Origin of the sequence: Mesorhizobium sangaii (assembly GCF_014207355.1) — a bacterium.
GTDB lineage: Bacteria > Pseudomonadota > Alphaproteobacteria > Rhizobiales > Rhizobiaceae > Mesorhizobium > Mesorhizobium sangaii.
In genome coordinates this window covers 322,809-347,362 of sequence record NZ_JACHEF010000006.1, presented here as the reverse complement: position 1 = coordinate 347,362, position 24,554 = coordinate 322,809, and the positions used below count along the sequence as shown (strand labels likewise).

24 protein-coding genes are annotated in these 24,554 nt (G+C 62.7%); 10 read left to right on the top strand and 14 right to left on the bottom strand.

What is annotated here, in order from left to right:
• The gene (locus tag HNQ71_RS27130) at nucleotides 1-681 is read left to right on the top strand and encodes a spermidine synthase family protein (RefSeq protein ID WP_184876153.1); all 681 of its coding nucleotides are present in this window, start codon (nucleotides 1-3) and stop codon (nucleotides 679-681) included.
• A gap of 24 nt (nucleotides 682-705) precedes the next feature.
• On the opposite strand, the gene HNQ71_RS27125 is transcribed toward HNQ71_RS27130, so the two are convergent.
• From HNQ71_RS27125 to HNQ71_RS27095, 7 genes are all read right to left on the bottom strand, one after another.
• Nucleotides 706-1,191 (bottom strand): SRPBCC family protein, encoded by a 486-nt coding sequence (locus HNQ71_RS27125; protein WP_184876151.1) that lies wholly within the window; start codon nucleotides 1,189-1,191, stop codon nucleotides 706-708.
• Nucleotides 1,188-1,556, bottom strand: coding sequence for an ArsR/SmtB family transcription factor (locus HNQ71_RS27120; RefSeq protein WP_184876149.1), 369 nt, complete (start codon nucleotides 1,554-1,556; stop codon nucleotides 1,188-1,190). The genes HNQ71_RS27125 and HNQ71_RS27120 overlap by 4 nt, the downstream gene beginning before the upstream one ends.
• A 174-nt stretch (nucleotides 1,557-1,730) precedes the next feature.
• Entirely contained in the window at nucleotides 1,731-2,759 is a 1,029-nt protein-coding gene (locus tag HNQ71_RS27115; RefSeq protein ID WP_184876147.1) for an esterase-like activity of phytase family protein, read from the bottom strand.
• On the bottom strand, nucleotides 2,756-4,654 hold the full coding sequence (cobT, locus tag HNQ71_RS27110) for a cobaltochelatase subunit CobT (RefSeq protein WP_095084911.1): 1,899 nt from the start codon (nucleotides 4,652-4,654) through the stop codon (nucleotides 2,756-2,758). Before cobT ends, HNQ71_RS27115 begins: the two co-directional genes overlap by 4 nt.
• Nucleotides 4,655-4,664: 10 nt before the next feature.
• On the bottom strand, nucleotides 4,665-5,120 hold the full coding sequence (locus HNQ71_RS27105; protein ID WP_184876145.1) for a hypothetical protein: 456 nt from the start codon (nucleotides 5,118-5,120) through the stop codon (nucleotides 4,665-4,667).
• A gap of 9 nt (nucleotides 5,121-5,129) precedes the next feature.
• Nucleotides 5,130-6,116 (bottom strand): cobaltochelatase subunit CobS, encoded by a 987-nt coding sequence (cobS, locus tag HNQ71_RS27100; RefSeq protein WP_095084912.1) that lies wholly within the window; start codon nucleotides 6,114-6,116, stop codon nucleotides 5,130-5,132.
• A 123-nt stretch (nucleotides 6,117-6,239) separates the two neighbouring features.
• Nucleotides 6,240-6,869: a J domain-containing protein gene (locus tag HNQ71_RS27095; protein WP_184876143.1), complete on the bottom strand. Its 630-nt coding sequence runs from the start codon at nucleotides 6,867-6,869 to the stop codon at nucleotides 6,240-6,242.
• 180 nt (nucleotides 6,870-7,049) lie between these two features.
• Between HNQ71_RS27095 and HNQ71_RS27090 the strand changes: the two genes are divergently transcribed.
• Nucleotides 7,050-7,352, top strand: coding sequence for a BolA family protein (locus tag HNQ71_RS27090; protein WP_095084914.1), 303 nt, complete (start codon nucleotides 7,050-7,052; stop codon nucleotides 7,350-7,352).
• Between the two features lie 22 nt (nucleotides 7,353-7,374).
• Here the strand turns inward: HNQ71_RS27090 and HNQ71_RS27085 are convergent, their stop codons facing one another.
• Nucleotides 7,375-8,928 (bottom strand): acetolactate synthase large subunit, encoded by a 1,554-nt coding sequence (locus HNQ71_RS27085; RefSeq protein ID WP_184876141.1) that lies wholly within the window; start codon nucleotides 8,926-8,928, stop codon nucleotides 7,375-7,377.
• 120 nt (nucleotides 8,929-9,048) lie between these two features.
• Nucleotides 9,049-9,846: an alpha/beta hydrolase gene (locus HNQ71_RS27080; protein ID WP_184876139.1), complete on the bottom strand. Its 798-nt coding sequence runs from the start codon at nucleotides 9,844-9,846 to the stop codon at nucleotides 9,049-9,051.
• A 452-nt stretch (nucleotides 9,847-10,298) separates the two neighbouring features.
• Between HNQ71_RS27080 and HNQ71_RS27075 the strand changes: the two genes are divergently transcribed.
• Genes HNQ71_RS27075 through HNQ71_RS27065 form a run of 3 tightly spaced genes read left to right on the top strand, consistent with a single transcriptional unit; the run spans nucleotide 10,299 to nucleotide 15,129 of the window.
• Nucleotides 10,299-12,248 (top strand): PrkA family serine protein kinase, encoded by a 1,950-nt coding sequence (locus HNQ71_RS27075; RefSeq protein ID WP_184876137.1) that lies wholly within the window; start codon nucleotides 10,299-10,301, stop codon nucleotides 12,246-12,248.
• A gap of 17 nt (nucleotides 12,249-12,265) precedes the next feature.
• On the top strand, nucleotides 12,266-13,579 hold the full coding sequence (locus HNQ71_RS27070) for a YeaH/YhbH family protein (protein WP_184876135.1): 1,314 nt from the start codon (nucleotides 12,266-12,268) through the stop codon (nucleotides 13,577-13,579).
• Nucleotides 13,580-13,587: 8 nt separating this feature from the next.
• Nucleotides 13,588-15,129 (top strand): SpoVR family protein, encoded by a 1,542-nt coding sequence (locus HNQ71_RS27065; protein WP_184876133.1) that lies wholly within the window; start codon nucleotides 13,588-13,590, stop codon nucleotides 15,127-15,129.
• 219 nt (nucleotides 15,130-15,348) lie between these two features.
• Here HNQ71_RS27065 and HNQ71_RS27060 read toward each other — a convergent pair whose 3' ends face one another.
• The 3 genes from HNQ71_RS27060 to HNQ71_RS27050 are packed head-to-tail and all read right to left on the bottom strand — an operon-like array spanning nucleotide 15,349 to nucleotide 18,034.
• On the bottom strand, nucleotides 15,349-16,245 hold the full coding sequence (locus HNQ71_RS27060; protein WP_184876131.1) for an HlyC/CorC family transporter: 897 nt from the start codon (nucleotides 16,243-16,245) through the stop codon (nucleotides 15,349-15,351).
• Nucleotides 16,242-17,426, bottom strand: a complete 1,185-nt coding sequence (aroB, locus tag HNQ71_RS27055; protein WP_184876129.1) for a 3-dehydroquinate synthase — start codon at nucleotides 17,424-17,426, stop codon at nucleotides 16,242-16,244. Before aroB ends, HNQ71_RS27060 begins: the two co-directional genes overlap by 4 nt.
• Nucleotides 17,423-18,034 carry a shikimate kinase gene (locus HNQ71_RS27050; protein WP_184876127.1) on the bottom strand — a complete coding sequence of 204 codons (612 nt, stop codon included), beginning with the start codon at nucleotides 18,032-18,034 and terminating at the stop codon, nucleotides 17,423-17,425. Before HNQ71_RS27050 ends, aroB begins: the two co-directional genes overlap by 4 nt.
• Before the next feature lie 210 nt (nucleotides 18,035-18,244).
• Here HNQ71_RS27050 and HNQ71_RS27045 point away from each other — a divergent pair, with 210 nt between their 5' ends.
• The 5 genes from HNQ71_RS27045 to HNQ71_RS27025 all read left to right on the top strand — a co-directional run bounded on the left by HNQ71_RS27045 (nucleotide 18,245) and on the right by HNQ71_RS27025 (nucleotide 22,269).
• Nucleotides 18,245-18,397 carry a histidine kinase gene (locus tag HNQ71_RS27045; protein WP_184876125.1) on the top strand — a complete coding sequence of 51 codons (153 nt, stop codon included), beginning with the start codon at nucleotides 18,245-18,247 and terminating at the stop codon, nucleotides 18,395-18,397.
• Nucleotides 18,398-18,433: 36 nt separating this feature from the next.
• The gene (locus HNQ71_RS27040; RefSeq protein WP_184876123.1) at nucleotides 18,434-19,369 is read left to right on the top strand and encodes a site-specific tyrosine recombinase XerD; all 936 of its coding nucleotides are present in this window, start codon (nucleotides 18,434-18,436) and stop codon (nucleotides 19,367-19,369) included.
• 99 nt (nucleotides 19,370-19,468) lie between these two features.
• Entirely contained in the window at nucleotides 19,469-20,419 is a 951-nt protein-coding gene (locus HNQ71_RS27035) for an acetyl-CoA carboxylase carboxyltransferase subunit alpha (protein ID WP_184876121.1), read from the top strand.
• A 217-nt stretch (nucleotides 20,420-20,636) separates the two neighbouring features.
• Complete coding sequence (locus tag HNQ71_RS27030) at nucleotides 20,637-21,956, top strand: L,D-transpeptidase family protein (RefSeq protein ID WP_184876119.1); 1,320 nt, start codon at nucleotides 20,637-20,639, stop codon at nucleotides 21,954-21,956.
• Nucleotides 21,957-22,011: 55 nt separating this feature from the next.
• Nucleotides 22,012-22,269: a sulfurtransferase TusA family protein gene (locus tag HNQ71_RS27025; RefSeq protein WP_184876117.1), complete on the top strand. Its 258-nt coding sequence runs from the start codon at nucleotides 22,012-22,014 to the stop codon at nucleotides 22,267-22,269.
• 3 nt (nucleotides 22,270-22,272) lie between these two features.
• Here the strand turns inward: HNQ71_RS27025 and HNQ71_RS27020 are convergent, their stop codons facing one another.
• A complete protein-coding gene (locus HNQ71_RS27020; protein ID WP_184876115.1) occupies nucleotides 22,273-23,361 on the bottom strand; it encodes a CobW family GTP-binding protein in 1,089 nt (362 codons plus the stop codon).
• Between the two features lie 4 nt (nucleotides 23,362-23,365).
• Nucleotides 23,366-24,535 (bottom strand): D-alanyl-D-alanine carboxypeptidase family protein, encoded by a 1,170-nt coding sequence (locus tag HNQ71_RS27015; RefSeq protein WP_184876113.1) that lies wholly within the window; start codon nucleotides 24,533-24,535, stop codon nucleotides 23,366-23,368.
• Between the last annotated feature and the right edge of the window lie 19 nt (nucleotides 24,536-24,554).

Here is a 24,554-nt window from a genome sequence, read left to right as displayed (position 1 = left end):
GTGATCCCCTGGGTCCAGCTCGATTCGGCAAAGACCCCAGACGGCCAGCAAGAGCTTCGCCTCAAGCGGCGCGGTTCCGAATTCTCGATCATGCTCGGCACCAATGAGCTGATGAACAGCCGCCTCAGCGGCTCCGAGCAAGCGCTGGCAAAACTGTCTTGCCAAAGGATTGCCGACCATCGGCGGCCGAGAATGTTGATCGGCGGGCTCGGCATGGGTTTTACCTTGCGCGCCGCCCTCGCCGAACTCGGCAATGATGCCAGCATCGTCGTTGCGGAACTGGTGCCGGAGGTCGTCGCCTGGGCGCGCGGCCCGATGGCCGAGGTGTTTGGCGGCTGCCTTGACGATCCGCGCGTCACTGTCGAGGAAACCGACGTCGGCCAGTTGATACGGTCTGAGCCGGCAGCCTGGAACGCCATCCTGCTCGATGTCGACAACGGCCCGCAAGGCATCGTCCACAAATCCAACGACGCGCTTTACAGCCTGCAGGGGCTGGGAGCCGCGCGCACCGCCCTCAGGCCGGGTGGTGTCCTGGCGGTGTGGTCGCAAGGCCCCGACGGCGGCTTCACGCGGCGGCTAAAGCAGGCTGGCTTTGCGGTCGAGGAGATCAACACGCGCGCCAACGGCAAGCGCGGCGCGCGCCATGTCATCTGGATGGCCACCAACGGCCCACGATCCTGAGCGAGAGCCGGGCCGCGGTCCGGTCTACCTCGACTTCTGGAGTTCCGCGGCAAGGGCTTCCAACAGCCCGCGTGTCCCCTCTTCCCGCCCTTTCGCGGAATCGACACCGTCGAAAAACGCGCCCTGCTCGGTATAGGTCAGCCGCGTGCCATTGCCCGAGGGGGTCAGCTCGACGGTGGTGAGCGATGCCGACATTGGCTGGGGCCCGACCGCCATCCTGTAGGAGAACACAATGCGCTGGTCGGCAACGATGTCCTGGAACTGCGCGTCGAGCCTGATCTCCGGACCGCCGGCATAACTGAATCGCGACACCTCGCCACCGCCGACGCGGAAGTCGAAGCTGAATTCGGCGATGGCAAAACCATCGCCATCGATCCGCCAGCGGCGCACGGTCGCCTTGTCGGCGAAGGCATGGAAGACTTGGGCAGGCGATTGCGGATAGGTCCGCTCGATGGTGAATGTGGAGTGGATGACGGAATGCTCGTCTTTCACGGGGGCGATCTGGTTCATGTCTGTTCGTCCTTTTCCTGATCTTGAACTTTCGGGGGCGATTGATCTGTGTCGGCCAGGATCTGGCCAAGTCGGTCGAGCTGACGTTCCGCCGGTATGCGGCGTTCAGCAATCCAGTCGGCGAGCGGGGCAAGCCCGCCCGGTTCGATCCGGCAGGTGCGCACCCGTCCGATCTTTTCGCTGCGGATCAGCCCGCAGGCCTCCAGCACCTGCAGATGTTGCAGCACGGCGGCGAACGTCATGCCGAACGGCTCCGCCAGCTGGCTGACGGTGGCTGGTCCGCGGCTCAATCTTTCCAGGATCTGGCGGCGGGTGGGCTCGACCAGAGCCCGCAAGATGCTGTCGATCTCGGAATAGTTAAGCATTGACTTGAGTATTGCGGCGGCGTCATCAATTGTCAAGTCTAGACTAAAGTATTTTGGGGCGCGAACGCACGGCTGGAAAACCGTTCAATGTCAATGACTTGGCAAGGCAAATGCGGAGCAGACCAGCCGCTCCATCGAAAACCACAGGCGAGCGTCAGCTGGTTGAGGAGTTGCTCAATCCTGGTGCAGGATGAATTCCAGATAGAGATTGCGCTGCAGGATCGAGTGGTTGTCGTCGGAGACCAGCGACACCATCAGCGCGCCGTCGTCGCGGGTCCAGACGTCGAGCCCTTCCATATTGTCGATCTGGTAGCCCATGTCGGCCTCAAGCAGCACCGGCCCGTCGGCGACGGCGCCCTTCTCGACGCTTTCGCCATAAATGCGCCGCAGCCGCATCTTGACGCCGCGGGCCATCGAGAAGCTGCGCTCCAGCAACAGCAGGTCGCCATCCGGCAGGAAGGCGCCGTCGGTGATGTCGAAGTCGCCGTTGCGCTTGACCGTAAACACGCCCTTGTGCGGCCCTTCGATGATGGCGGCGTAGATGTTGCCGGCCTTGTCGAGGCTCTTTTCAGAGACGACGACCAGCCCGCCCTCATGCTGGCCGTTGGCATTGGCGTGGGTGACGGTCTCGAAACCGCGGTTCTGGCGCAGTTCCCGGGCCGGCACCAGGAAATCGAGCTGCTTGAACGGCGCCTTCATATCGTTGGGATCGATCTTGAACTGGGCAACATGATGGCTGCGCTCGAAGCCGACAGTGGCGATGCCGTCCTTGACGGCGAGGCCTTCGGCGTCGACCTCCCACTTCTCGTCGATCGCCCGCCCCGCTTCGTCGACCATCTGCTGGATGCGGAAATTCTGGATACCGGACGGCCGCTTGTCGGCGTCGCGGACCACCGTTCCGAAGAACCAGAAGCCGGTGTCTGAAACGCCAATGAAATCGCTGCCGCCTTTGAGAAAGCGGAAGGCCGACAGTGCCCCGAAATCGCGTGTCGGCGAGGTCATTTCCAGGCCGCCGACGAATTCGAATTGGCCGAACTGTTCGTCAGCGCGGCCGATTTGGAATTCGGTGATCGGGCGGGCCGAGATTTCGACCGATTCAACCGAGGTCGAGTCGGGCGAACCGGCCAGCACTGGAGCCGCGCCGGCAAATAGGGCGATGGCGGCGAAAAGCGTCTGCTGGAAGCCGCCGCGCGAAAAGATCATCCGGCGCGCCGCATGCCGCCGCGCCGCGTGTCGCGCGCGCTTTCCTCGGCGAACAGCGAGGCCAGTTGCTCGGTCATGGCGCCGGCCAGTTCCTCGGCGTCGACGATGGTGACGGCGCGCCTGTAATAGCGGGTGACGTCATGGCCGATGCCGATGGCCAGCAACTCCACAGGCGAGCGCGTCTCGATCAGTTCGATGACGGCGCGCAGATGGCGCTCGAGATAATTGCCCGGATTGACCGACAGCGTCGAATCGTCGACCGGCGCGCCGTCCGAGATCATCATCAGGATCTTGCGCTGTTCAGGCCGCGCGATCAGCCGGTTGTGCGCCCACAGCAGCGCCTCGCCGTCGATGTTTTCCTTGAGCAGGCCCTCGCGCATCATCAGGCCGAGATTGCGCCGTGCCCGCCGCCACGGATGATCGGCGGATTTGTAGATGATGTGGCGCAAATCGTTGAGCCGGCCGGGGTTCGGCGGCTTGCCGTCCTTCAGCCATTTCTCGCGCGCCTGGCCGCCTTTCCAGGCCCGGGTGGTGAAACCAAGGATCTCGACTGAGACGCCGCAGCGTTCCAGCGTGCGCGCCAGGATGTCGGCGCAGGTGGCGGCGACCGTGATCGGCCGGCCGCGCATCGAGCCGGAATTGTCGAGCACCAGCGTCACCACCGTGTCCCGGAATTTGGTGTCGCGTTCCTGCTTGAAGGACAAAGGCTGCATCGGGTCGATGACGACGCGCACCAAGCGCGCCGGGTCGAGGTAGCCTTCTTCCAGGTCGAAATCCCACGACCGGTTCTGCTGCGCCATCAGCCGCCGCTGCAGCCGGTTGGCCAGCCGCCCGACGACGCCGGACAGATTGGCAAGCTGCTTGTCCAGGAAGGCTCGCAGCCGGTCGAGTTCTTCCTCTTCGCAAAGCTCCTCAGCACCGACCGTCTCGTCGAAGGCCGTGGTGAAGACCTTGTAGTCGATTTCCTTCGGCAGATTGGTGAAGGGATTGTCGTTCCGGCGCGCCTCGCCGGGCGTTTCGGCATCCGCATCGTCATCGTCGGACAGGTCGTCGGCGGTGGCGTCGGAGGCTTCCGTCTCAGCCGACTGCTCGTCGTCGGCGGACGCCTCGGCATCCTCGGACTGCGACTGCTCGGAGCCGGAATCCTCTTCACCGCCCTCTTCGCTCTGCTCCTCGCCTTGCGGCTGGTTGTCGTCATTGTCCTCGGAGTCTTCGGTCTCCTGGTCGTCGCCGAGTTCCTCCGCCATTTCCATGGAGGCGAGCATCTCGCGCACGACGCGGGCGAAGGCCTGCTGGTCGTCGAGCTTGGCCGAGAGACCGTCGAGATCGGCGCTGGCCTTTTCCTCGACCCAGGGCCGCCACAGCTCGACCAGGCGCTCGCCGCTCTTCGGGATCGGACGGCCGGTCAGCTTCTCGCGCACCATCAGCGCCAGTGCTTCCTCGATCGGCGCGTCGGCCTTGTCCTTGACATCGACGAGGTTAGCCTTGGCGTATTTGTCCTCGAGCATCGAGCCGATATTGTCGGCGACGCCTTGCATGGCGCGGCTGCCGATCGCCTCGACACGGGCCTGCTCGACCGCGTCGTAGACGGCGCGGGCCTGCTTGCCTTCGGGCGCCAGCTTGGTGTGGATCCGCACGTCATGGCAGGCGCGCTTCAGCGCCATGGAATCGCCAAGGCCTCGAGTGATGGCGATGTCGGCCTTGGACGCCTTCTTCGGCAGTTCGGGCAGCCGGGCGCGGCTGCCGGCAAGTGCCGGCCGGTCCTTGGCGAAGCCGACTTCGAGCTCCTTATCACCGGCGATGGCACGCATGCAGACGGTGACGGCGCGCTTGAAGCTGTCGGCTTCAGACCCCGTCTTCGACTTGTTGCGCGTATTGTCGCCCGGACCCGCCATTATCTATTCTCTATTTCACCGCTGGCTGTTGACCAAGCTGGGTGCGTAGGATGCCGACAATCTCTTCCACCGAGATTGTAAAGTAGCCGCCCTTTCCGCCGTCATACGCCTGTCTCCACAGACTGTATCCATGATCAAAGCCAGCAGGAATTGGACCAGTCCCCTCAAGTTCAACCACACTCTCTTTCAGGACGTTGGCGGCCATAGGGAGGTGAGGAACGGTTTGTAGCTGCTTTCCATCATTGGGTATCGGCGCATCAGTGACTGAAATCGAAACGATCGGCTGGCTTTCGCCCTCCAAATTATCGACCACGCCTATGATCACCCGCGACGATGCCGGTGTCGCTCCATGGTAAGTCCAAATCTGCCCAGGTTTGAATGGTTCGTTCTGGGCCATGGCTGCCTGACAGATACCAAAACTCAGGATTGAAAAACTCCACAGGAACGTCCGGCGGGCTGTTCCCATAAGGTGGTTTCACCCCAGCACCACATTGGCGGCGCTTTCCGGCAAATCCTCGCCAAAGGCGCGCTGGTAAAATTCGGCAACCACCGAACGCTCCAGCTCGTCGCACTTGTTGAGGAAGGTCAGCCGGAACGCCATGCCGATATTGCCGAAGATCTCGGCGTTCTCGGCCCAGGTGATCACCGTACGCGGGCTCATCACGGTCGACAGATCGCCATTGATGAAGGCCGAGCGCGTCATGTCGGCGACGCGCACCATCTTGTTGACGATGTCCTTGCCCTTGCCGTCGCGATAGTGCTTGGCCTTGGCCAGCACGATGTTCACTTCATTGTCGTGCGGCAGATAGTTCAGCGTGGTGACGATCGACCAGCGGTCCATCTGCGCCTGGTTGATCTGCTGGGTGCCGTGATAGAGGCCGGTGGTGTCGCCGAGGCCCACCGTGTTGGCGGTCGAGAACAGCCGGAAGGCCGGATGCGGACGAATGACCCGGCTCTGGTCGAGCAGCGTCAGCCGGCCCGACGATTCCAGCACGCGCTGGATGACGAACATCACGTCCGGACGGCCGGCGTCATACTCGTCGAAGCAGAGCGCGACATTGTGCTGGTAGGCCCAGGGCAGGATGCCGTCGCGGAATTCGGTGATCTGGAGCCCGTCCTTGACGACGATCGCGTCCTTGCCGACGAGATCGATACGGCTGACATGGCTGTCGAGGTTGACGCGAACGCATGGCCAGTTGAGGCGGGCGGCGACCTGTTCGATATGGGTCGACTTGCCGGTGCCGTGATAGCCCGACACCATGACGCGGCGGTTGTAGGCAAAGCCTGCAAGGATCGCCATCGTCGTGTTCTTGTCGAACAGATAGTCCGGATCGATGTCGGGTACATGCTCGCTGGTCACCGAATAGGCCGGCACCACCATCTTGGACTCGAACCCGAATTTCTCCTTCACCGACACCGTCGTGTCGGGCAGGTTGGCGATGTCGCGATCGACCTTGTTCATATCTCTCAACGTCTCCACGGGCGAAAAGCCTGATTTCGCCGGCAATCGATTTTGTCCGGGGGCGGTCTTAGAGCCTTTTCCAACCTTATGAAAGTTGGAAAACGACACGAACCGTATGGTCGCTCAGCACAGGCCCGCCTGTTTGAGCACGCGATAAGCCTGCAGCACATCGCGGAACCGGTCTTCCGAACCTCGGTCGCCACCATTCGCATCCGGATGATGACGCTTCACCAGTTCCTTATAGCGCGCCTTGATCTCCTTGCCAGTCGCCTTTGTATCAAGGCCAAGCGTTTCCAGCGCCTTGGCCTCAAGCGGCTTGGCCTTGCGCTCGCGCGCCTCGCGCGGATCCTTTGGCCCCTTGAACAGGTCGAATGGGTCGCGCATGCGATTATAGTAGCCGGCGCGGCCCGAGCGCATCTGGGCTACATCCGGCGACGAACGCGTCGAGGCGCCGTTGACGCCCATCTTCCAGGTCGGCCGGTGCCCAGTCATGGCTTCCTTCTGGAAGCGCGCGACCTCGGTGTCCGGCACGCCGGAAAAGTAGTTGAAGCCCTTGTTGTACTCGCGCACATGGTCGAAGCAGAAGCGGAAATACTCGCCCTCCTTCATGCGCCCGACCGGCGCACGATGGGTGCCCGCTTCCTTGCAGCCGTCCCACTGGCAGATCGGCGAATGCGACTTCAGCTCCGCATCCTTCTCCGGGCGGATGCGAATCTTCTCGAAATATTTGGGATACGGCTTCATCTCACCCATTTATGGGGCGTTCGCAAATGCGAAACAAGAATTGACATTTTCGCGATGATCGCCCTAACCGCTGAATCGCGGCATAAAGCAGGCGAATGGCGGATTTTGTTGCACGGCAGCGGCTTTTGCGAGACCGATTTTGGTTTTGCCGGCTGCTGCGCCAGCCATATGTGGTGAAGGGAGACGGCGATGTCCATACAGGCAACCATGGAAGACAAGCTCAACAAGGCGTTTTCGCCGGACCGGCTGGTCATCATCAACGAAAGCCATCTCCATGCCGGCCATCACCATCATGGCTCCGACCATCACGGCGCCTATGACGGCACCGGCGAGACGCATTTTCGCGTCCGCGTCGTCTCTTCGGCCTTTGCCGGCATGAGCCGCATCGACCGCCACCGCGCCGTCAACGAATTGCTTGCCGACGAACTGAAGGCCGGCGTGCATGCGCTGGCGATCGAACCGGCGGCTCCCGGCGAAAAGACCCGCTGGTAGGTTTGTTCCGCCTTCGCCGTGCTCAAAGCACCGCTTCGATGAGGAACGGACCGCGTCGCGACAAGGCGCTCTCCAGCAGGGCGTCGAACCGCTCGCAGGTATCGGCGCGGGCTGCCTCCACGCCCATGCCCTTGGCCAGGCAGACCCAGTCCAGCGACGGCTGGTCGAGATCAAGCATCCGCCTGGCGTTCTCGCCGATCGCGCCGACGCCGACATTGCGCATCTCGCCATGCAGGATCGCATAGGTCCGGTTGGAAAAGACGATCGTCACCACGTCTAGATTCTCCCTGGCCTGCGTCCACAGCCCCTGCACCGTGTACATGCCGCTGCCGTCGGCCTCCAGATTGATCACCTTGCGGCCCGGACAGGCGATCGCCGCCCCCGTTGCCAGCGGAATGCCCCCACCGATCGATCCGCCGGTGGTCATCATGTAATCGTGCGGCGCGGCAAAGGCCGACAGGGCGAAGAAACGCCGTGCCGAGGTGACCGCCTCGTCGCAGACGATCGCATCGGCCGGCAGCTTGTGCGCCACAGACAGCGCGATCGCATCCTCCGTGAGCTGGCCGCTCGGCGTCGCCGCGTCGGGAAAGGCGGTTGCAAACGCCGTCGGCTGCGACGGCTTGATACCGAGTTCGTCGCGGAGCGCTTCCAGAGCCGCACTGAGATCCTCGCCATGCGCGGCCAGCGTCAGCACCTGGCAGCCTTCCCGAACAAGCCGCCCCGGCTTTCCCGGATAGGCGAAGAAGGCAACCGGCTCGCGCGCGCCGACCAGCACCAGAACGTCGATATCCCTAAGCAGTGCGGTCGCCGCATCGATCGGATAGGGGATGCGCGTCGGCGCCACGCGACCGCGCCCGCGTTGCATCCGGGCGATCAGCACTTCGCTGAACAGACGGACATCGCTGCCCGTCGAAATCTGCCCGGCGACGGCAAGCGCATCGGCTCGCGCGACCTGTCCGCGAACGATGATGCCCGCCCGACCCGGAGCGGCACGGATGGCTGCCGCGACCGTGCGCACGGCGTCCATGTCGACGGCCGGCGGCGGCGCCAGTTTCACCTTGCCGATTGAGGCGGCGCCGACTTCGCCCCAGGCGGCATCCGCCGGCAGGATCAGGGTGGTCACGCCGGGAGGCGTCAGCGAGGCGCGGAAGGCCGCCTCGGTCGCCGGCGCAACATCGTCAGGGCCAGCGATGCGGCGCACCCAGTTCGACATCGGCTTGGCAAGGCTCTCGATATCGCTGGTCAGCGGGGCATCTAGCGGCAAATGATAGGCTGCATGGTCGCCGACAATGTTGATCATCGGGCTCAAGGCGCGCCGGGCATTGTGCATGTTGGCCAGGCCGTTGGCCAAACCGGGGCCGGTATGCAGCAGCGTCGCGGCCGGCCGATCGGTCATCCGCGCATAGCCGTCGGCGGCACCGGTCACGACGCCCTCGAACAGGCCGAGCACGCAACGCATCTGCGGTTTCCGGTCAAGCGCTGCGACGAAATGCATTTCGGATGTGCCGGGATTGGCGAAGCAGACCGTCACGTCATTGGCCAGAAGCACGTCACACAGGACATCGGCGCCGTTCATGGAATTCTCTCCCGCTTGACGATCGAAGAGAGCAGTTGCACCGGCAAACGCCCACGCGGCAATATCCCGCCGGCGCTTTTGATCTGATCCAGTCCCTCAGATGCCTGTGCCGCGTCGGGGTCAGCTGACGGACGATTTCAGGAACGCCAGCGCCGCTGCCGTCAGCGCGTCGCCGTCCTCGCCGAAATCTCGATTGATCGACATATGCGTATAGGCGCTGCCGTCGAACACAGTGACCTTGGTGCCGGTGGCACGCAGGCGCCCGGCAAAGGCCTTCGAGGCCTCGCCACGGTCCGCGGCGCGCGAATAGGCGATGAAGGTCGGCGGATGCTTGCGGCCGTCGACATAGCTGGCGGGCGACAGCGCGGCCCATTGCGAGGGGTCGGAAAAGACGCGGGCATAGGCCCGGACCATGCCGCCATTGCTGGAAAGCGCGGCAAGATCATAGGCCCTGGTATCGTCGAGGATGAGTGCCGCGACGCCAGGCAGGCCACCGCGCATGCCCGTCAAGGCGATCAGATGGCAGCCGGCCGAGTGGCCCATGCCGACAATGCGCTCGGGATCGCCGCCATGCTGCGCGATGTTGGCGCGCACATAGGCATAGGCCTTTTCGACGTCGCCGGCCTGGCTGGCGACGTCGGCCTCGGGCAACATGCGATAGTCGATGGAGACGAAGCAGAACCCATTGGCGAGCAGGAAGGCCGGCTTGGCGTTGACCTGGCTGCGTTTGCCGAACTGCCAGGTGCCGCCGTGGACGAAAAAGACGACCGGCAGGCCGCTCGCACCGTCAGGCGCATAGATGTCGAGCTTGGCCGGCCCGTAATCGAAGGTTCTTGGCGCGGGTTGTCGCGCGGCCGATGCTCCCAATGGCAGCATCGCCGCCACGGAGGCCAGAATGAGGCTTCGTCGATCGATCATCATGGTCTCCCGACCGTGTAGGCCAACAGTGCCTGCAGGTGCAATGAGCGTCCAGTTAAGGATTGGTAATACCGGAGGCCTGGCTCGGTGATCGATCATCGATCCGAATCTTCAATGGCACTCGAGCTTTAGGGGCTCATCCGCTGTCGAGGGGGCCGGATCAACCGGCTTCGCGGACCTCGCGTCGGGCCGCAGTTGTCGCAGCATCAGGCCGTATCACATGCACTGTCTTGCAGTTAAGTTCATGAAATCAATATCTGCCCCTTGACGGTCTCATCTGACCATCACCACCTAAGTATTTGGGCAAGGATTTTAGCCACATGGGTGGTGCCCGGGTTTCGATGCCAGATGCACGCGCTCTCCTTCATGTGAAGGGAACCACAATGCATCCCGGCAGTTGAATATATGATGAGCCGGCAGGGAACCAAAAACGGCTCTGAGGGCAGAGTATCATGCGCGAGAATCAGTCCGACGTCTTCGATCTGTTTTCGGAGATTTATGCGAACGCGGCTCAGGAAGAAATCAGCCTCCAGCAATATCTCCTTGCCTGCCGAGAGGACAGATCGATGTATGCCTCGGCGCCCGAACGGATGGTCGAGGCTATCGGTGAGCCGAACCTGGTTGACACCAGCAAGGACGAACGGCTCGGTCGCATTTTCTCGAACCGCACCGTTAAGATCTATCCCTCCTTCTCCGACTTCTACGGAATGGAGGACACGATCGAACGCATCGCCGGCTATTTTCGCTACGCTTCCCAGGGGCTCGAGGAGCGCAAGCAGATCCTTTATCTCCTGGGCCCGGTTGGCGGCGGCAAATCCTCCCTTGCCGAACGGCTGAAGAAATTGATGGAGCAGCGCCCGATCTACACGCTGAAGGTCGGCAACCAGGTCAGCCCGGTTTTCGAATCGCCGCTTGGCCTCTTCCATCCCGATCGCATGGGCGACCTGCTGCAGGATAAATACGGCATAGCCCGACGCCGGTTGAACGGGCTCATCTCGCCATGGGCGGCCAAACGCCTCGACGAACTGTCCGGCGACATTTCCAAGTTCAGCGTGGTCAAGCTGATGCCTTCGCGGTTGCGTCAGATCGGCATCGCCAAGACCGAGCCTGGCGATGAGAACAATCAGGACGTCTCGGCCCTGGTCGGCAAGGTCGACATCCGGCTATTGGAAAATTTCAGCCAGTCCGATCCGGACGCCTATTCCTATAGCGGCGGACTGAACCGGACCACCCAGGGCCTGCTTGAATTCGTGGAAATGTTCAAAGCGCCCATCAAGGTCCTGCATCCGCTGCTGACCGCCACGCAGGAGGGCAGCTACAACGGCACCGAAAATTTCGGCGCCTTTCCCTACCAGGGGATCATCGTGGCCCATTCCAACGAGTCGGAATGGCAACAGTTCAAGAACAACAAGAACAATGAGGCCTTTCTCGACCGAATCCTCGTGGTCAAGGTGCCCTATTGCCTGCGGATCACCGAAGAGAGGCAGATCTACGAAAAGCTGCTGCGGGAGAGCGAATTGGCTGCCAGCCCCTGCGCGCCCGAGGTGCTGGACATTCTCAGCCGGTTCACCGTCTCGACCCGCCTGGCCGAGCATGACAATTCGCCCCTCTACACCAAGATGCGCGCCTATGACGGCGAGAACCTGAAGGACGTCGACCCCAAGGCGAAGTCGGTTCAGGAATATCGCGATGCCGCCGGGGTTGATGAGGGCATGAGGGGCGTCAGCACGCGCTTCGCCTTCAAGATCCTGTCACAGACCTTCAACTACGATACCAAGGAAGTGGCTGCCGATCCTGTGCACCTGATGTATATTCTGGAGGAGGCGATCAAGCGCGAGCAGTTTCCCAAGGAATCGGAAGCAGCCTATCTCGATTTCATCAAGTCGGAGATCGCCACGCGGTATGCCGAGTTCATCGGGCACGAGATCCAGAAAGCCTATCTCGAATCCTATAGCGAATATGGCCAGAACCTTTTCGACCGTTACATCGCTTATGCCGATGCCTGGATCGAGGATCAGGACTACAAGGACCCCGACACCGGCCAGATCTTGAAACGCGAGGTTTTGGAAAACGAATTGTCGCAGGTCGAAAAGCCGGCCGGCATCGCCAATCCCAAGGACTTCCGCAACGAGGTTGTGAAGTTCACGTTGCGCGCGCGCGCAAGGAACCACGACCGCAACCCGTCATGGACGAGTTATGAAAAGCTCCGCGAGGTCATCGAGAAGCGGATGTTCGGTCAGGTCGAGGACCTGTTGCCGGTCATCAGCTTCGGCTCCAAGCAGGACGGCGTTACGGAAAAACGGCACAACGAATTCGTCCAGCGCATGGTCGAGCGCGGCTACACCCAGCGGCAGGTGCGCCGCCTGGTGGACTGGTACATGCGGGTGAACAAGGCGGGCTGAGAGAGCCCGATGGGTCCATGCCGATCTTCATCGACCGCCGCCTGAATCCAAAGGACAAAAGCCTCGGCAATCGCCAGCGCTTCCTCAAGCGTGCCCGCGAGGAACTGAAGCGGAGCATACGCGAGCAGATCCGCTCTGGTAGGATCGCCGACGCGGATGCCGAGCACGCCGTGCCGATGCCCGAAAGAGGCACAGGCGAGCCGAGTTTCAACAACGCCCGCAACAGCGGCAGGCGCCAGCACATCCTGCCGGGCAACAGGCATTTCTCCCCTGGAGACCTGATCCCCAAGCCCGGCCAGGGTGGCGGCGCGGGAGCGTCGTCCCCGGGAAACACGGCGTCTGAAGACGACTTTCGTTTCGTGCTGTCACGCGAAGAGGTGCTCGATCTTTTTTTCGAGGATCTCGAACTTCCGGACATGGTCAAGCTCAACCTCAAGGAAATCCTTGCCTTCAAACCGCGCCGGGCTGGTTTCGCCGCTACCGGTTCACCGACCAACATCAATGTTGGGCGCACGATGCGCAACAGCCATGGCCGCCGCATTGCGCTGAGGCGTCCCAAGCAGGCGGAGTTGGACGCGATCCTCCAGGAAATCGCTACGCTTGAGTTGGTGCCATCCAGCGCAGCGGCACGCCAGCGCATTGCGGCATTGCGCGAGGAACTCGACCGGCTGGAACGCCGCCGCCGGCGAATTGCCTATGTCGATCCGGTCGACATCCGCTTCAACCGCTTCGACCCCCAACCTGTGCCGAACGCCAACGCCGTCATGTTCTGCCTGATGGATGTGTCCGGCTCGATGGGCGAGCGCGAAAAGGATCTGGCCAAGCGCTTCTTCGTGCTGCTGCACCTGTTCTTGAAACGGCGCTACGACCGCATCGAGATCGTCTTCATCCGCCACACGCACCTGGCCCAGGAGGTCGATGAGGAAACATTCTTCTACAACACGCAAAGCGGCGGCACTGTCGTTTCCACCGCGCTGGAGGAAATGCATCGCATTATTGAAGAACGTTACCCGGCCCGCGAATGGAACATCTATGCCGCCCAGGCCTCGGACGGCGACAATTTCGCCGGCGATTCCGAGCGATGCAAAGCCTTGCTCAACGGCAAGCTGATGCGGCTGTGCCAGTATTTTGCCTATGTGGAGATCATCGACGAGCGTGAGGCCCATATCTTCCGTACAACCGAAAACGGGACATCGCTATGGCGTGCCTACAGCGAAATCGACCTGAGATGGCCGAACTTCCAGATGAGCCGCATCGCCACGCCCGCCGATATCTACCCGGTCTTTCGCCACCTCTTCGGCAGACAGCCGGCTCCCCTTAAGAGAGCGTGAGGGGTACGATGGCCAGACCAGCCAGTAAATCCAGCCTGCTTTTTTCAGGATCCGACTGGGATTTCAAGACATTGTCGCGGGCCTATGACGCGATCGAGGCAATCGCGGTCGAAGAGCTTCATCTCGATACCTACCCCGTGCAGATGGAGATCATTTCCTCCCAACAGATGCTCGACGCCTATTCGTCGGTCGGCATGCCGCTGATGTACCGTCACTGGTCTTTCGGCAAACATTTCCTCTACCAGGATCTGCTCTATCGCAAAGGCGGGCGAGGGCTTGCCTATGAACTGGTCATCAATTCCAATCCCTGCATCGTCTATCTGATGGAGGAAAACACCATGGCCCTGCAGGCCTTGGTGACGGCCCATGCTGCGCTCGGGCACAACCATTTCTTCAAGAACAATCAGTTGTTCAAGCAGTGGACGGACGCGGGCGCGATCCTCGGCTACCTGGACTTCGCCAAAGGCTACATTGCCCGTTGCGAGGAGCGGCACGGCCTCACCGCCGTCGAGGCTGTTCTCGATTCCGCCCACGCGCTGATGGCGCAGGGCGTTTTCCGCTATCACCGGCCGCCGAAGCTGTCGTCAGAGCGGCAGCGCGAAGGGCTTCGCGAGCGCCTCGAATACGAGGAGCGCTCCTACAACGATTTGTGGCGCACGCTGCCGCCTTCTCAGCAAAGGGTCAGCGACAAGGAGCAAGAACCGGAGCGGAAGAAATCGCTCAACCTGCCCGAGGAAAACCTGCTTTATTTCCTGGAAAAGAACAGCCTGGTCCTGGAGCCTTGGCAGCGGGAGATCATCAGGATCGTTCGCGTCATAGCACAGTATTTTTATCCGCAGGGGCAGACCCAGGTGATGAACGAGGGCTGCGCCACTTTCGTGCACTATACGCTGATGAACATGCTGTTTGATCGCGGCCTGATCAGCGAAGGCGCCATGCTCGAAATCCTGCGCAATCATTCCAACGTTGTCTTCCAGCCGGCGTTCGACGATCCGCGCTTTTCCGGCATCAACCCCTACGCTCTCGGCCTCGACATGATGCAGGACATCCAGCGCATGTCGACAGAGCCGACGGCCGAGGACCGGGACTGGTTTCCCGATATCGCCGGCCACGGCAACTGGCGCGAGATCCTGCTCGACGCCTGGGCGGATCACCGCGACGAATCCTTTATCCGCCAGTACCTCAGTCCGACTTTGATCCGAAAATGGCGGTTCTTTGTACTCGGCGACGTTGCCGACCAACCGCATTGCCAGGTCGCCTCGATTCACAACGAGCGCGGCTATGACAAGATACGCGCCGCGCTCGCTCACAGCTACGACGTCGGTGCGAACCGACCGGACATCCAGGTGATGGATGTCGATCTGCTCGGCGACCGGCATTTGCGACTGCAGCACAAGGTCAATGACGGCATCCTTCTCGAGGATGCCAGCCGCGACGCCACGCTTCGTCACATCCGCAGGCTTTGGGGTTATGAGGTAAGCTTGGCCGCCGTCGACGCCGAAACGGGCGCAACGATCCACGAACGCTCGACGAGCCAGATCACAGAATGAAGCTGCGTAGTTGCGCTGGTTCACATGGCGTCCAAAAGTGCGCGCCGGCTTTGGGCGACATGCATCAAAACAGGGGTTTGAAGCACGTCCCCTGAATTCGTTCAACGCGACACGCCCTAGAGCAATTCCAGGAAAAGTGTGAAACGGTTTTCCGTCCGGGAATTGCGTCGAAACAAAGAGTTAGAGCCGTTCGCCGTTTCCGTGAAACGGTGAACTACTCTAAGCGTCGCCGGCTGGCCGTATTCTCAGCCTTGCGATCCGGTTCTTGTCGCGCTTCATCACGACGAACCGTTTGCCATGGAATGTAAACGCCTGTTTTTCCTCGGGGATAGACTGCGTCTCGTGGATGACCAGACCGGCAATGGTGGTGGCCTCCTCATCCGGCAGGTTCCAGTCGAGCGCCCGGTTCAGGTCGCGGATCGGCACTGTGCCGTCGACGACGACGGAACCGTCTGCCTCCTGCTTGACACCCTGAATGTCGACATCGTGCTCGTCCGCGATCTCGCCAACGATCTCCTCGATGATGTCCTCCAGCGTCACCAGCCCTTCGACCTCGCCATATTCGTCGACGACGACGGCAAAATGCGCCTTGCGGCGCAGGAAGGCGTTGAGTTGTTCCTGCAAGGTCGTGGTGTCGGGCACGAACCACGGTTTCGAGGCGATCTTCATCACGTCGATCTTGGAGAAGTCGTTGCCGACGTCGTTCAAAGCGCGCAGCAGGTCCTTGGCGTGCAGCACGCCGACGATGTTGTCGAGCGAGCCCTTCCACAGCGGCATCCGGGTGTGCGGGCTCTGCAGGATCTCGCGCACCACCGCTTCCGGCGCATTGTCGGCATTGACCGAGCGCATGTTGGTGCGGTGGACCATGATGTCGGACACTTCGAGTTCGGCAAGATCGAACAGGCCGCCGACGCGATCGCGATCCTCGCGCACCACCTGGCCGTCGCGGCGGAAATCGTCGACCGCGCCGCGCAACTCGGCCTCACTCGAGCGCAGCGGCTCCATGCGCGACAGTTCATAGCCGAAAGCGGCAAGCAGGCGCGTACGCAAGGCAACGGCCAGCAGGATGAGGACGGCAAGGACAGCGACGACGATCCAGCCGGTCTCGTTGGTCATCTCAGCGGCATCTTCTGCTGGCCCGGTCGCATCTTCTGCTGGCTCGGCCAGCTCTGCTGCTGGCCCGGATGCATCTCCTTCAGGAACGACAGCACTTCCGAAGCCGGCACATCCTTGGCGATGAAGGCCTGGCCGATGCCACGCGTCAGGATGAAGGTCAGCGCACCGCGCGACACCTTCTTGTCCTGGGCGATGAAGGAGAGCAGCGCCTCGGCATCGGGCAAATCACCCGGAATGTCGGCCATCCGCCACGGCAGCCCGACGGCGCGCAGATGCGCCTCGACGCGTGCCGCATCGTCGGGGCTGGCGAGGTTGAGCCGCGATGAGAACCGGTGCGCCAGCGCCATGCCGATGGCGACACCCTCGCCATGGACGAGCCGGGTTCCGTCATACTGGGTGGCGGCTTCCAGCGCGTGGCCGAACGTGTGGCCGAGATTGAGCAGCGCGCGGTCGCCGGTCTCGAACTCGTCGCGGGCAACCACATCGGCCTTGGCGCGGCAGGCTTCGGCAATGGCCTGCGCCCTCTCCGGCCCGCCGGCGAACACCTGGGTCCAGTTCTCTTCCAGCCAGGCGAAAAACGCCGGCCGGTCGATGAGGCCGTATTTGGCAAGTTCGGCATAGCCGGCGCGGAATTCGCGGATCGGCAGCGTGTCGAGCACTTCGGTATCGGCCAGCACCAGCTTCGGCTGATGGAAAACGCCGACCAGGTTCTTGCCGCGCGCACTGTTGATGCCGGTCTTGCCACCGACCGACGAATCGACCTGCGCCAGCAGCGAGGTCGGGATCTGCACAAAATTCATGCCGCGGCGCACGATGCCGGCGGCAAAGCCGGCAAGGTCGCCGATGACGCCGCCGCCAAAGGCGATGACGATATCGCCGCGTTCCAGCCTGGCGGCCAGGACGCCGTCGACCACCTCTTCGAGATGGGCGAAGCTCTTTGTCTTCTCGCCGGGCGGCAGCGTGATGACAGCGGGCTGGATGTCGTTCTTTTCCAGACCGTCCTTAAGCGCCTCGAGATGCGCTGCCGCGACATTGGCATCGGTGATGACCGCAGCGCGTGTACCTGGTAGGCGGCGCGAAATCTCGGCACCGGCGCGCGATAGCAGACCGGGGCCGATCAGGATGTCGTAGGCCCGGTCGCCAAGGCCGACTTCGACCGTGACCGGCTCATTTGCGCTCACGATCGCACCTCGTCTGTAGGGACAGTCTCATCAATGCCGAAATGCCGGCAAAGCGCATCCACCACCTCGGCCGCGATGACCTCCTTGCGGTCGTCGCGGGTCGGCACGGTGATGTCCGATGTCGCGTAGACAGGATAGCGCTCGTCCATCAGCCGCTCCAGCACGGCGCGGGGGTCGGCGCTTTTCAGGAGGGGCCGGTTCTGCTTCTTGGAGACGCGCTCCATCAAAAGATCGAGCTCGGCCTTCAGCCACACCGACACGCCATGGCCAGCGATGGCCTCGCGCGTGTGGGCGTTCATGAAGGCGCCGCCGCCGGTCGACAGCACCTGCGGGCCGTTCTCCAGCACGCGCAGGATGACGCGTTGCTCCAGGGCCCTGAACTCGGTCTCGCCATAGCGCTCGAACAGCTCCGGAACGGTCATGCGCGAGACGCTTTCGATCTCCTGGTCGCTGTCGATGAAGGGCAGCGCCAGCATCGCCGCCACCTTGCGGCCGATCGCCGTCTTGCCTGCACCCATCAACCCGACAAAGACGACGGAACGGCTGCCCAGCCGCCCAAGCAGCGCGGCGTGGTTCTCGTCTGCAGGATTTGATGGCAGCGCGTTCATCTGATGCTTCGAGTGCCCCCTTTGCCGGCGTATCGACATGAAAAGCCCGTTTTCGTCAAGCGTGGCGAGCAGCCCTGAGCCTGATATGGGCTGGCCGTGCATCATCAGAAGTCGCTAACAAACCTCAGCTTCTTCCTTGAATTGGGCGGATTGGCGTCCCATAAGGGCACAGGGTTTGGAAACGCAGAACAAGAAGACGGGCGAAAATTGATGCCGACACTGTTTCGCTTTGTCGTGATCCTCGCGATTCTGGCCGGCATTGCCTATGGTACGATGTTCGCACTGGTGATGTTCGTCGAGCCGAGGAAGGCGGAAATGACCGTGCGCATCCCTCCCGAAAAGCTCAATCCCAAGAAAAGCTGATCGCTGCCAAGAAAAAGCCCGCCCAAGAAAACCCGAATGAACAGCGCCGCCCGCATCGAAGCCTTCCTGGAAATGATGAGCGCCGAGCGCGGTGCCGCCGAAAACACGCTGTCCTCTTACCGCCGTGACCTCGAAGACGCTTCGGACGCGATCGATGGCGGCCTTGCCGGTGCCGCCGCCGCCGGTATCCGCGCCTATCTCGACGATATCGCCGCGCGCGGCTTTGCGCCAACGTCGCAGGCGCGCAAACTGTCGGCGATCCGGCAGTTCTTCAAGTTCCTTTACGCCGAGGGTCTGCGCGCGGATGACCCGACCGGCACGCTGGACAGCCCGAAAAAGGGCCGCCCGCTGCCGAAGACGATGAGCGAGGCCGACACCGGCCGGCTGATCGACCGCGCAGCACTTGAGGCCGGCGATCCCGCCCTCGGCAACGATGCCGGGCCTGGCGACAGCGAGTGGCTGGCGGCACTGCGCCTGCATGCGCTGGTCGAGGTGCTTTATGCCACCGGCCTGCGCGTTTCCGAACTGGTCGGCCTGCCGGTGACGGTGGCGCTGCGCGACGACCGTTTCTTCATGGTGCGCGGCAAGGGCGACAAGGAGCGCATGGTGCCGCTATCGGCCAAGGCGCGCACGGCGATGCGGAGCTGGCTTGCCGCCCGCGCCAAGGTGCCTGCCTTCGCCGACAGTCCGTTTCTGTTTCCGGCCGCCTCGGACAGCGGCTATCTCTCGCGCCAGGTCTTTGCGCGCGAGCTGAAAGGGCTGGCGGCAAGGGCCGGCATCGCGTCTGCGAAGATCTCGCCGCATGTGCTGCGCCATGCTTTCGCCAGCCATCTCCTGCAGAACGGCGCCGATCTCAGGGCCGTGCAGCAGTTGCTCGGCCATGCCGACATATCGACGACACAGATTTACACCCATGTGCTGGAAGAGCGGCTGGTGCGGCTAGTCAACGATCATCATCCGCTTGCCGACTAGGCCTCATATCGCTATGTGAGGACGACATTCCACCGCCCGGAGCCTTGGATTTCAGGGTTCTGCCAGTCCTCGCCTTCCGACGTATCGGTCCGCTCAAGCATGTACAATTACCTCGATTTCGAAAAGCCGGTGCAGGACCTCGAGGGCAAGATCCTCGAGCTGAAGAAACTTGCCGAGAGTGGCGAGGCGGTCGATGTCGGCGACGAGATCAGCCGTCTCGAGAAGCGCTCCCGCGACGCGCTGCGCGACGCCTACAAGGCGCTGACGCCGTGGCAGAAAGTGCAGGTGGCGCGCCATCCCGACCGGCCGCACTGCGTCGACTACATCAAGGGCCTGTTCAACGATTTCACGCCGCTGGCCGGTGACCGCAATTTCGGCGAGGACCAAGCGATCGTCGGCGGTTTCGCCCGCTTCCGCGGCGAGCCGGTGGCCATCATCGGCCAGGAAAAGGGCTCCGACACGACCAGCCGGCTGAAGCACAATTTCGGCTCGGTGCGGCCGGAAGGCTACCGCAAGGCGGTACGGCTGATGGAACTCGCCGACCGTTTCAATATCCCGCTGCTGACGCTGGTCGACACCGCCGGCGCCTATCCCGGCGTCGGGGCGGAGGAGCGCGGCCAGGCGGAAGCGATTGCCCGCTCGACCTCGGCCTGCCTTGGCCTGAAAGTGCCGTCGATCTCGGTGGTCATCGGCGAAGGCGGCTCGGGTGGCGCCATCGCAATCGCCACCGCCAACCGCGTCTACATGCTCGAACACGCCATCTATTCGGTGATCTCGCCGGAAGGCGCCGCCTCGATCCTGTGGCGCGACACGACGCGATCGAAGGACGCGGCGACCAACATGAAGATCACCGCGCAGGATCTTCTGGAGCTCAAGATCATCGACGCCATCATCCCCGAGCCGCTCGGCGGCGCGCATCGTGGCGCCGAAACCGTGATTGCCGCGACGGGCGACCTCATCGCCAAGACGATGAAGGAATTTTCCGGCGCCAACACCGACTTCCGCGAGCAGCGCCGCGAGAAATACCTGGCAATGGGCCGTAGTCTCTAAACCAAGCCCTGCCCCGCCCGCCGCAATGTGGCGGCGCGGAGCATTTCTGCCACAAAAATGCCGCTGCATTCGGCTCAATGGGACTGCCGCAGGGGGACGCATCAACACTTGCGGTAAGGAATTTTCAAGGTTAACGGGCTTAGTGTCCGGACACGTTCAGTGCAGTAGCCTTGGCACGAATCGCCCTGGCGCCAGAGAAAAGACGATATCCGCAGCCATGTTCGCCAAGCTTGCCCGCACTGGAATCCTGATCGCTGCCCTCGGCGTGGCCGGCTGCAACGATTCGTCGATGAAGGATTTTGCCCCGGAGGCCAACAAGCCGCTGCCCGACAAGATCCTCGCCGACATGAGGGCCAAGGGCATGGTCCGCACCTCCTCGGTGATGGCCCGCATCTTCAAGGAAGAGGGCAAGCTCGAAATCTGGAAGGCCAAGACCAACGGCCGCTACGACATGGTGGCGAGCTACGACATCTGCAAATGGTCGGGCAAGCTCGGGCCGAAATACACCGAAGGCGACCGCCAGGCGCCGGAAGGCTTCTACACGGTGCGCCCGTCGCAGATGAACCCGCGCTCGAACTACCATCTGTCCTTCAACATCGGCTTTCCCAATGCCTATGACCGGGCCAATGGCCGCACCGGCGCCAATCTGATGGTGCACGGCGCCTGCTCGTCGTCGGGCTGCTATTCGATGACCGATGCGCAGATCGAGCAGATCTATGCCTTTGGCCGCGATGCCTTCCAGGGCGGCCAGACCGAATTCCAGATCCAGGCTTTTCCGTTCCGCATGACCGCCGCCAACATGGCGCGCTACCGCAACGACCCGAATTACGAGTTCTGGAAGATGCTGAAGGTCGGTTACGACAATTTCGAGGTCACCAAGGTGCCGCCGAAGGTCGACGTCTGCGAGAAGCGCTATGTCTTCAACCAGGTTGCCGCCGACGGCCAGACATTCGACCCCACCGGCCCCTGCCCGGCGACCACGCAACCGGATTCCTTGAAGAGCGCCTACAACGCCTATCAGAGCACCTATGACGCGGCGTTCAACGGCGCGCTCAAGGCCAGCGCGCCGCCGCCGAAGCCGACCATCGCCGGCATCAAGGAAGCCAGCATCGTTTCCGACTGGTCCAAGCGCCGGGCGCGCGGCGAGCGTGTGCCGATCGACCCGCCGTCGCTCAACACCGATGGCTCGGTGACCGAGACGGCGCGCATGGGCCGCATCGATTCGCCGGCCGGCCGCAAGATGGCGGCACTCGACGCCGAAAAGGCCGCCAAGCAGAAGGCCGAGGAGCAGAGGCTTGCCGCCATAGAGGCAGCCAGGCAGGCCAAGGAAGCCGCCAAGGCGCAGGCCCTGGCCGAGAAGGAAGCGGCCAAGGCCCAAAAAGAGGCGGCCAAGGCCGCCAAGGAAGCGCCTGTCGCCACCGCCACCATCGCAGCCCCCATGGAGACCGCGCCTGAAGCCGAAACGCAGGCGGCGAGCGCCGACGAGAGCAGGGTCACCCGGCTGAAGAACAAGCTGCTCGGCATGTTCGGCGGCTGAGGCTTTTCGTCGATGCATGTCACCCAAAGGTGCCCAGCGGTTGTGGGACAACGACATGCTTGAAAACAAGCTTCCCAAGCCTGCGAGCGTCTATGATCTCAAGGGGCTGAACTGCCCTTTGCCTGTGCTGAAGGCAAAGAAACGGTTGGCCGGAATGCGGCCAGGCACCCGGCTCTGGCTCGAAACCACCGATCCACTGGCCGTCATCGACATCCCGGCATTCTGTTCCGACAGCGGCCATCGCCTCGTCGAAACGGCGGCGGTGTCGGGCGGGCATCGTTTTCTGGTCGAGCGCGGCCAGCAGCGATCGTAGAGTTTACCGCCCGGCGATTGCAAGCGGATTGTTTTCCAGCGCCGCGCGGTCGGGAGTATCGATCGACGGCCGGTTGGTGAAGGCGGCGAACAGCCGGCGCACATAGTCTTCCGGCATATCGAGCGTTATCAGCACCAGCCGCGTGCCGCGCTGGCCATCCGGCCAGGACGGCAATTGCACCGGCGGATGCAGGATTTTCTGCACGCCATGGATCACCAATGGCCGCGACGGGTCTTCGCTGAGCTCGATGACGCCCTTCATCCGCAGCAGATGCTCGCCATGTGCCGAGCGCAACAGGTGGAGAAACATCTCGATGGCTGAAAACGGCACCGGGCCGTCGTGGACCAGCGAATAGGAACGCACGCGTTGATCGTGGCCGTGGTCATGCTCGTGATCATGCCCGTCATGATGATCATGATCATGCGCCTCGCCCAGCCAGCGCCGCACATCGGCGGATTTGGTCGCCGGATTGTAGAGACCGCAATCAAACAGCGCCGCCACGCCTGTCTTCGTGTCGGCAACGTCAAGCAAATCGGCGCCCGGATTGATCTGCCGCAGGCGGGACCGCAGCGTTTCCAGTTCACTGGCGTCGGTGACCAGATCGGCCTTGCTGAGCACGATGCGGTCGGCAACCGCCACCTGCTTGACCGCTTCGACATGCGCGTCGAGCGTGGCTTTGCCGTTCGCCGCATCGACCAGCGTGATGACGCCGTCGAGCCGGAAGGCCTGGACCAGCGCCGGGTGCGCCATGATCGACTGCAGCACCGGAGCTGGATCGGCGAGCCCTGTGGTCTCGATGACGACGCGGGCCAGACGGGCGATGCGGCCGGTCTGCAGCCGATCGACCAGGTCGGCCAGCGTGTCGACCAGTTCGCCGCGCACTGTGCAGCACAGGCAGCCGTCCGACAGCTGGATGATGCCGTCGGACGCCTGCTCGACCAGCAGATGGTCGATCGCCACTTCGCCAAACTCGTTGATGATGACCGCCGTGTCGGCCAGCGCCGGATCCTTCAACAGCCGATTGAGCAGTGTCGTCTTCCCGGCGCCGAGAAAACCGGTCAGCACCGAGACAGGGATCGGGAAGCCGCTCATCCGGCTAGTTCGCGACCTTGACCGGCTGGTCGCCTTGCGCGGCGGGACCGGCAACGACCGGGCCTGTGCCGGCCGGCGCCGGCTGGTCGGGACGCCAGCTAGGGATCGGCACGTCGGCATATTCCTGGCCGCCCTGGTCGAGCATGGCCTTCGGCGCCGGACCGGTGGCGCCGCCCAGGCCTACGGCAACCAGCGTCGGCACATGGTCGAGCTTTCCCTGGTAGGGCGATTTCGGCACATCTTTCTTGGCAGCGGCGTCGGGCGGCGCTTCGGACTGCTCCGCCCGCGCCTTCTTCTTGCAGATCTCGTCCTGCATGTCGTTGGGCGAGACGGTGTCGCCGTAGGGCGCCAGCGTGGCGATGGTGGCCGAGCCCGCGGCCGGCGTGTCAAAACCCTGGTCGAGCAGTCTCGCTGCGGCCTCGGCGCGGGTGATTGCCGACTTCTCGCCAAGCACGACCGCCACCAGCGTGCGCCCATTGCGGGTCGCCGAGCCGATCATGTTGAAGCCGGAGGGGCAGACGAACCCAGTCTTCATGCCGTCGGCGCCGGGATACCGGCCGATCAGCAGATTGTAGTTCGGAATCGCCTTCTTGCCGACCGCAAGCCCCTCGATCGAGAACCACGGCGCATATTGCGGAAATTCACGCCGGATGGCCATCACCAGCACGGCGAGGTCGCGCGCCGTCGTGTATTGGTCCGGCGAATAGAGCCCATTCGGATTGACGAAATGCGTGCCGTTCATCCCGAGCCTGGTCGCCTCGGCGTTCATCCGTTCGGCGAAGGCTGCCTGTGAGCCGCCGACATTCTCGCCAACGGCCATGGCGATGTCATTCGCCGACTTGACCAGCATCATCTTCAGCGCGTTATCGAGCCGCATCACCGAGCCCGGCTTGAAGCCCATCTTGCTTGGCGGCTCGGAGGCCGAGTGTTTCGTCACCTTGATCGGCGAATCGAGCTGGACCTCGCCGGCCGCGATCGCCCGGAAGGTCACATAAGCGGTCATCAGCTTGCTCAGCGACGCCGGATACCAGCGCTTGAACGCATCCTGATGCTGCAGGATCTGGCCGTTGTTGAGGTCGAAAACGACGACCGGATTGGCCAGCGCCGACCCGGCCAGGACCGACAGCACGATTGCGCCAGCCGAGAATAGTTTGAGGAAATGCCTGTGCCGCATGATCAAATCCGAAATCGCC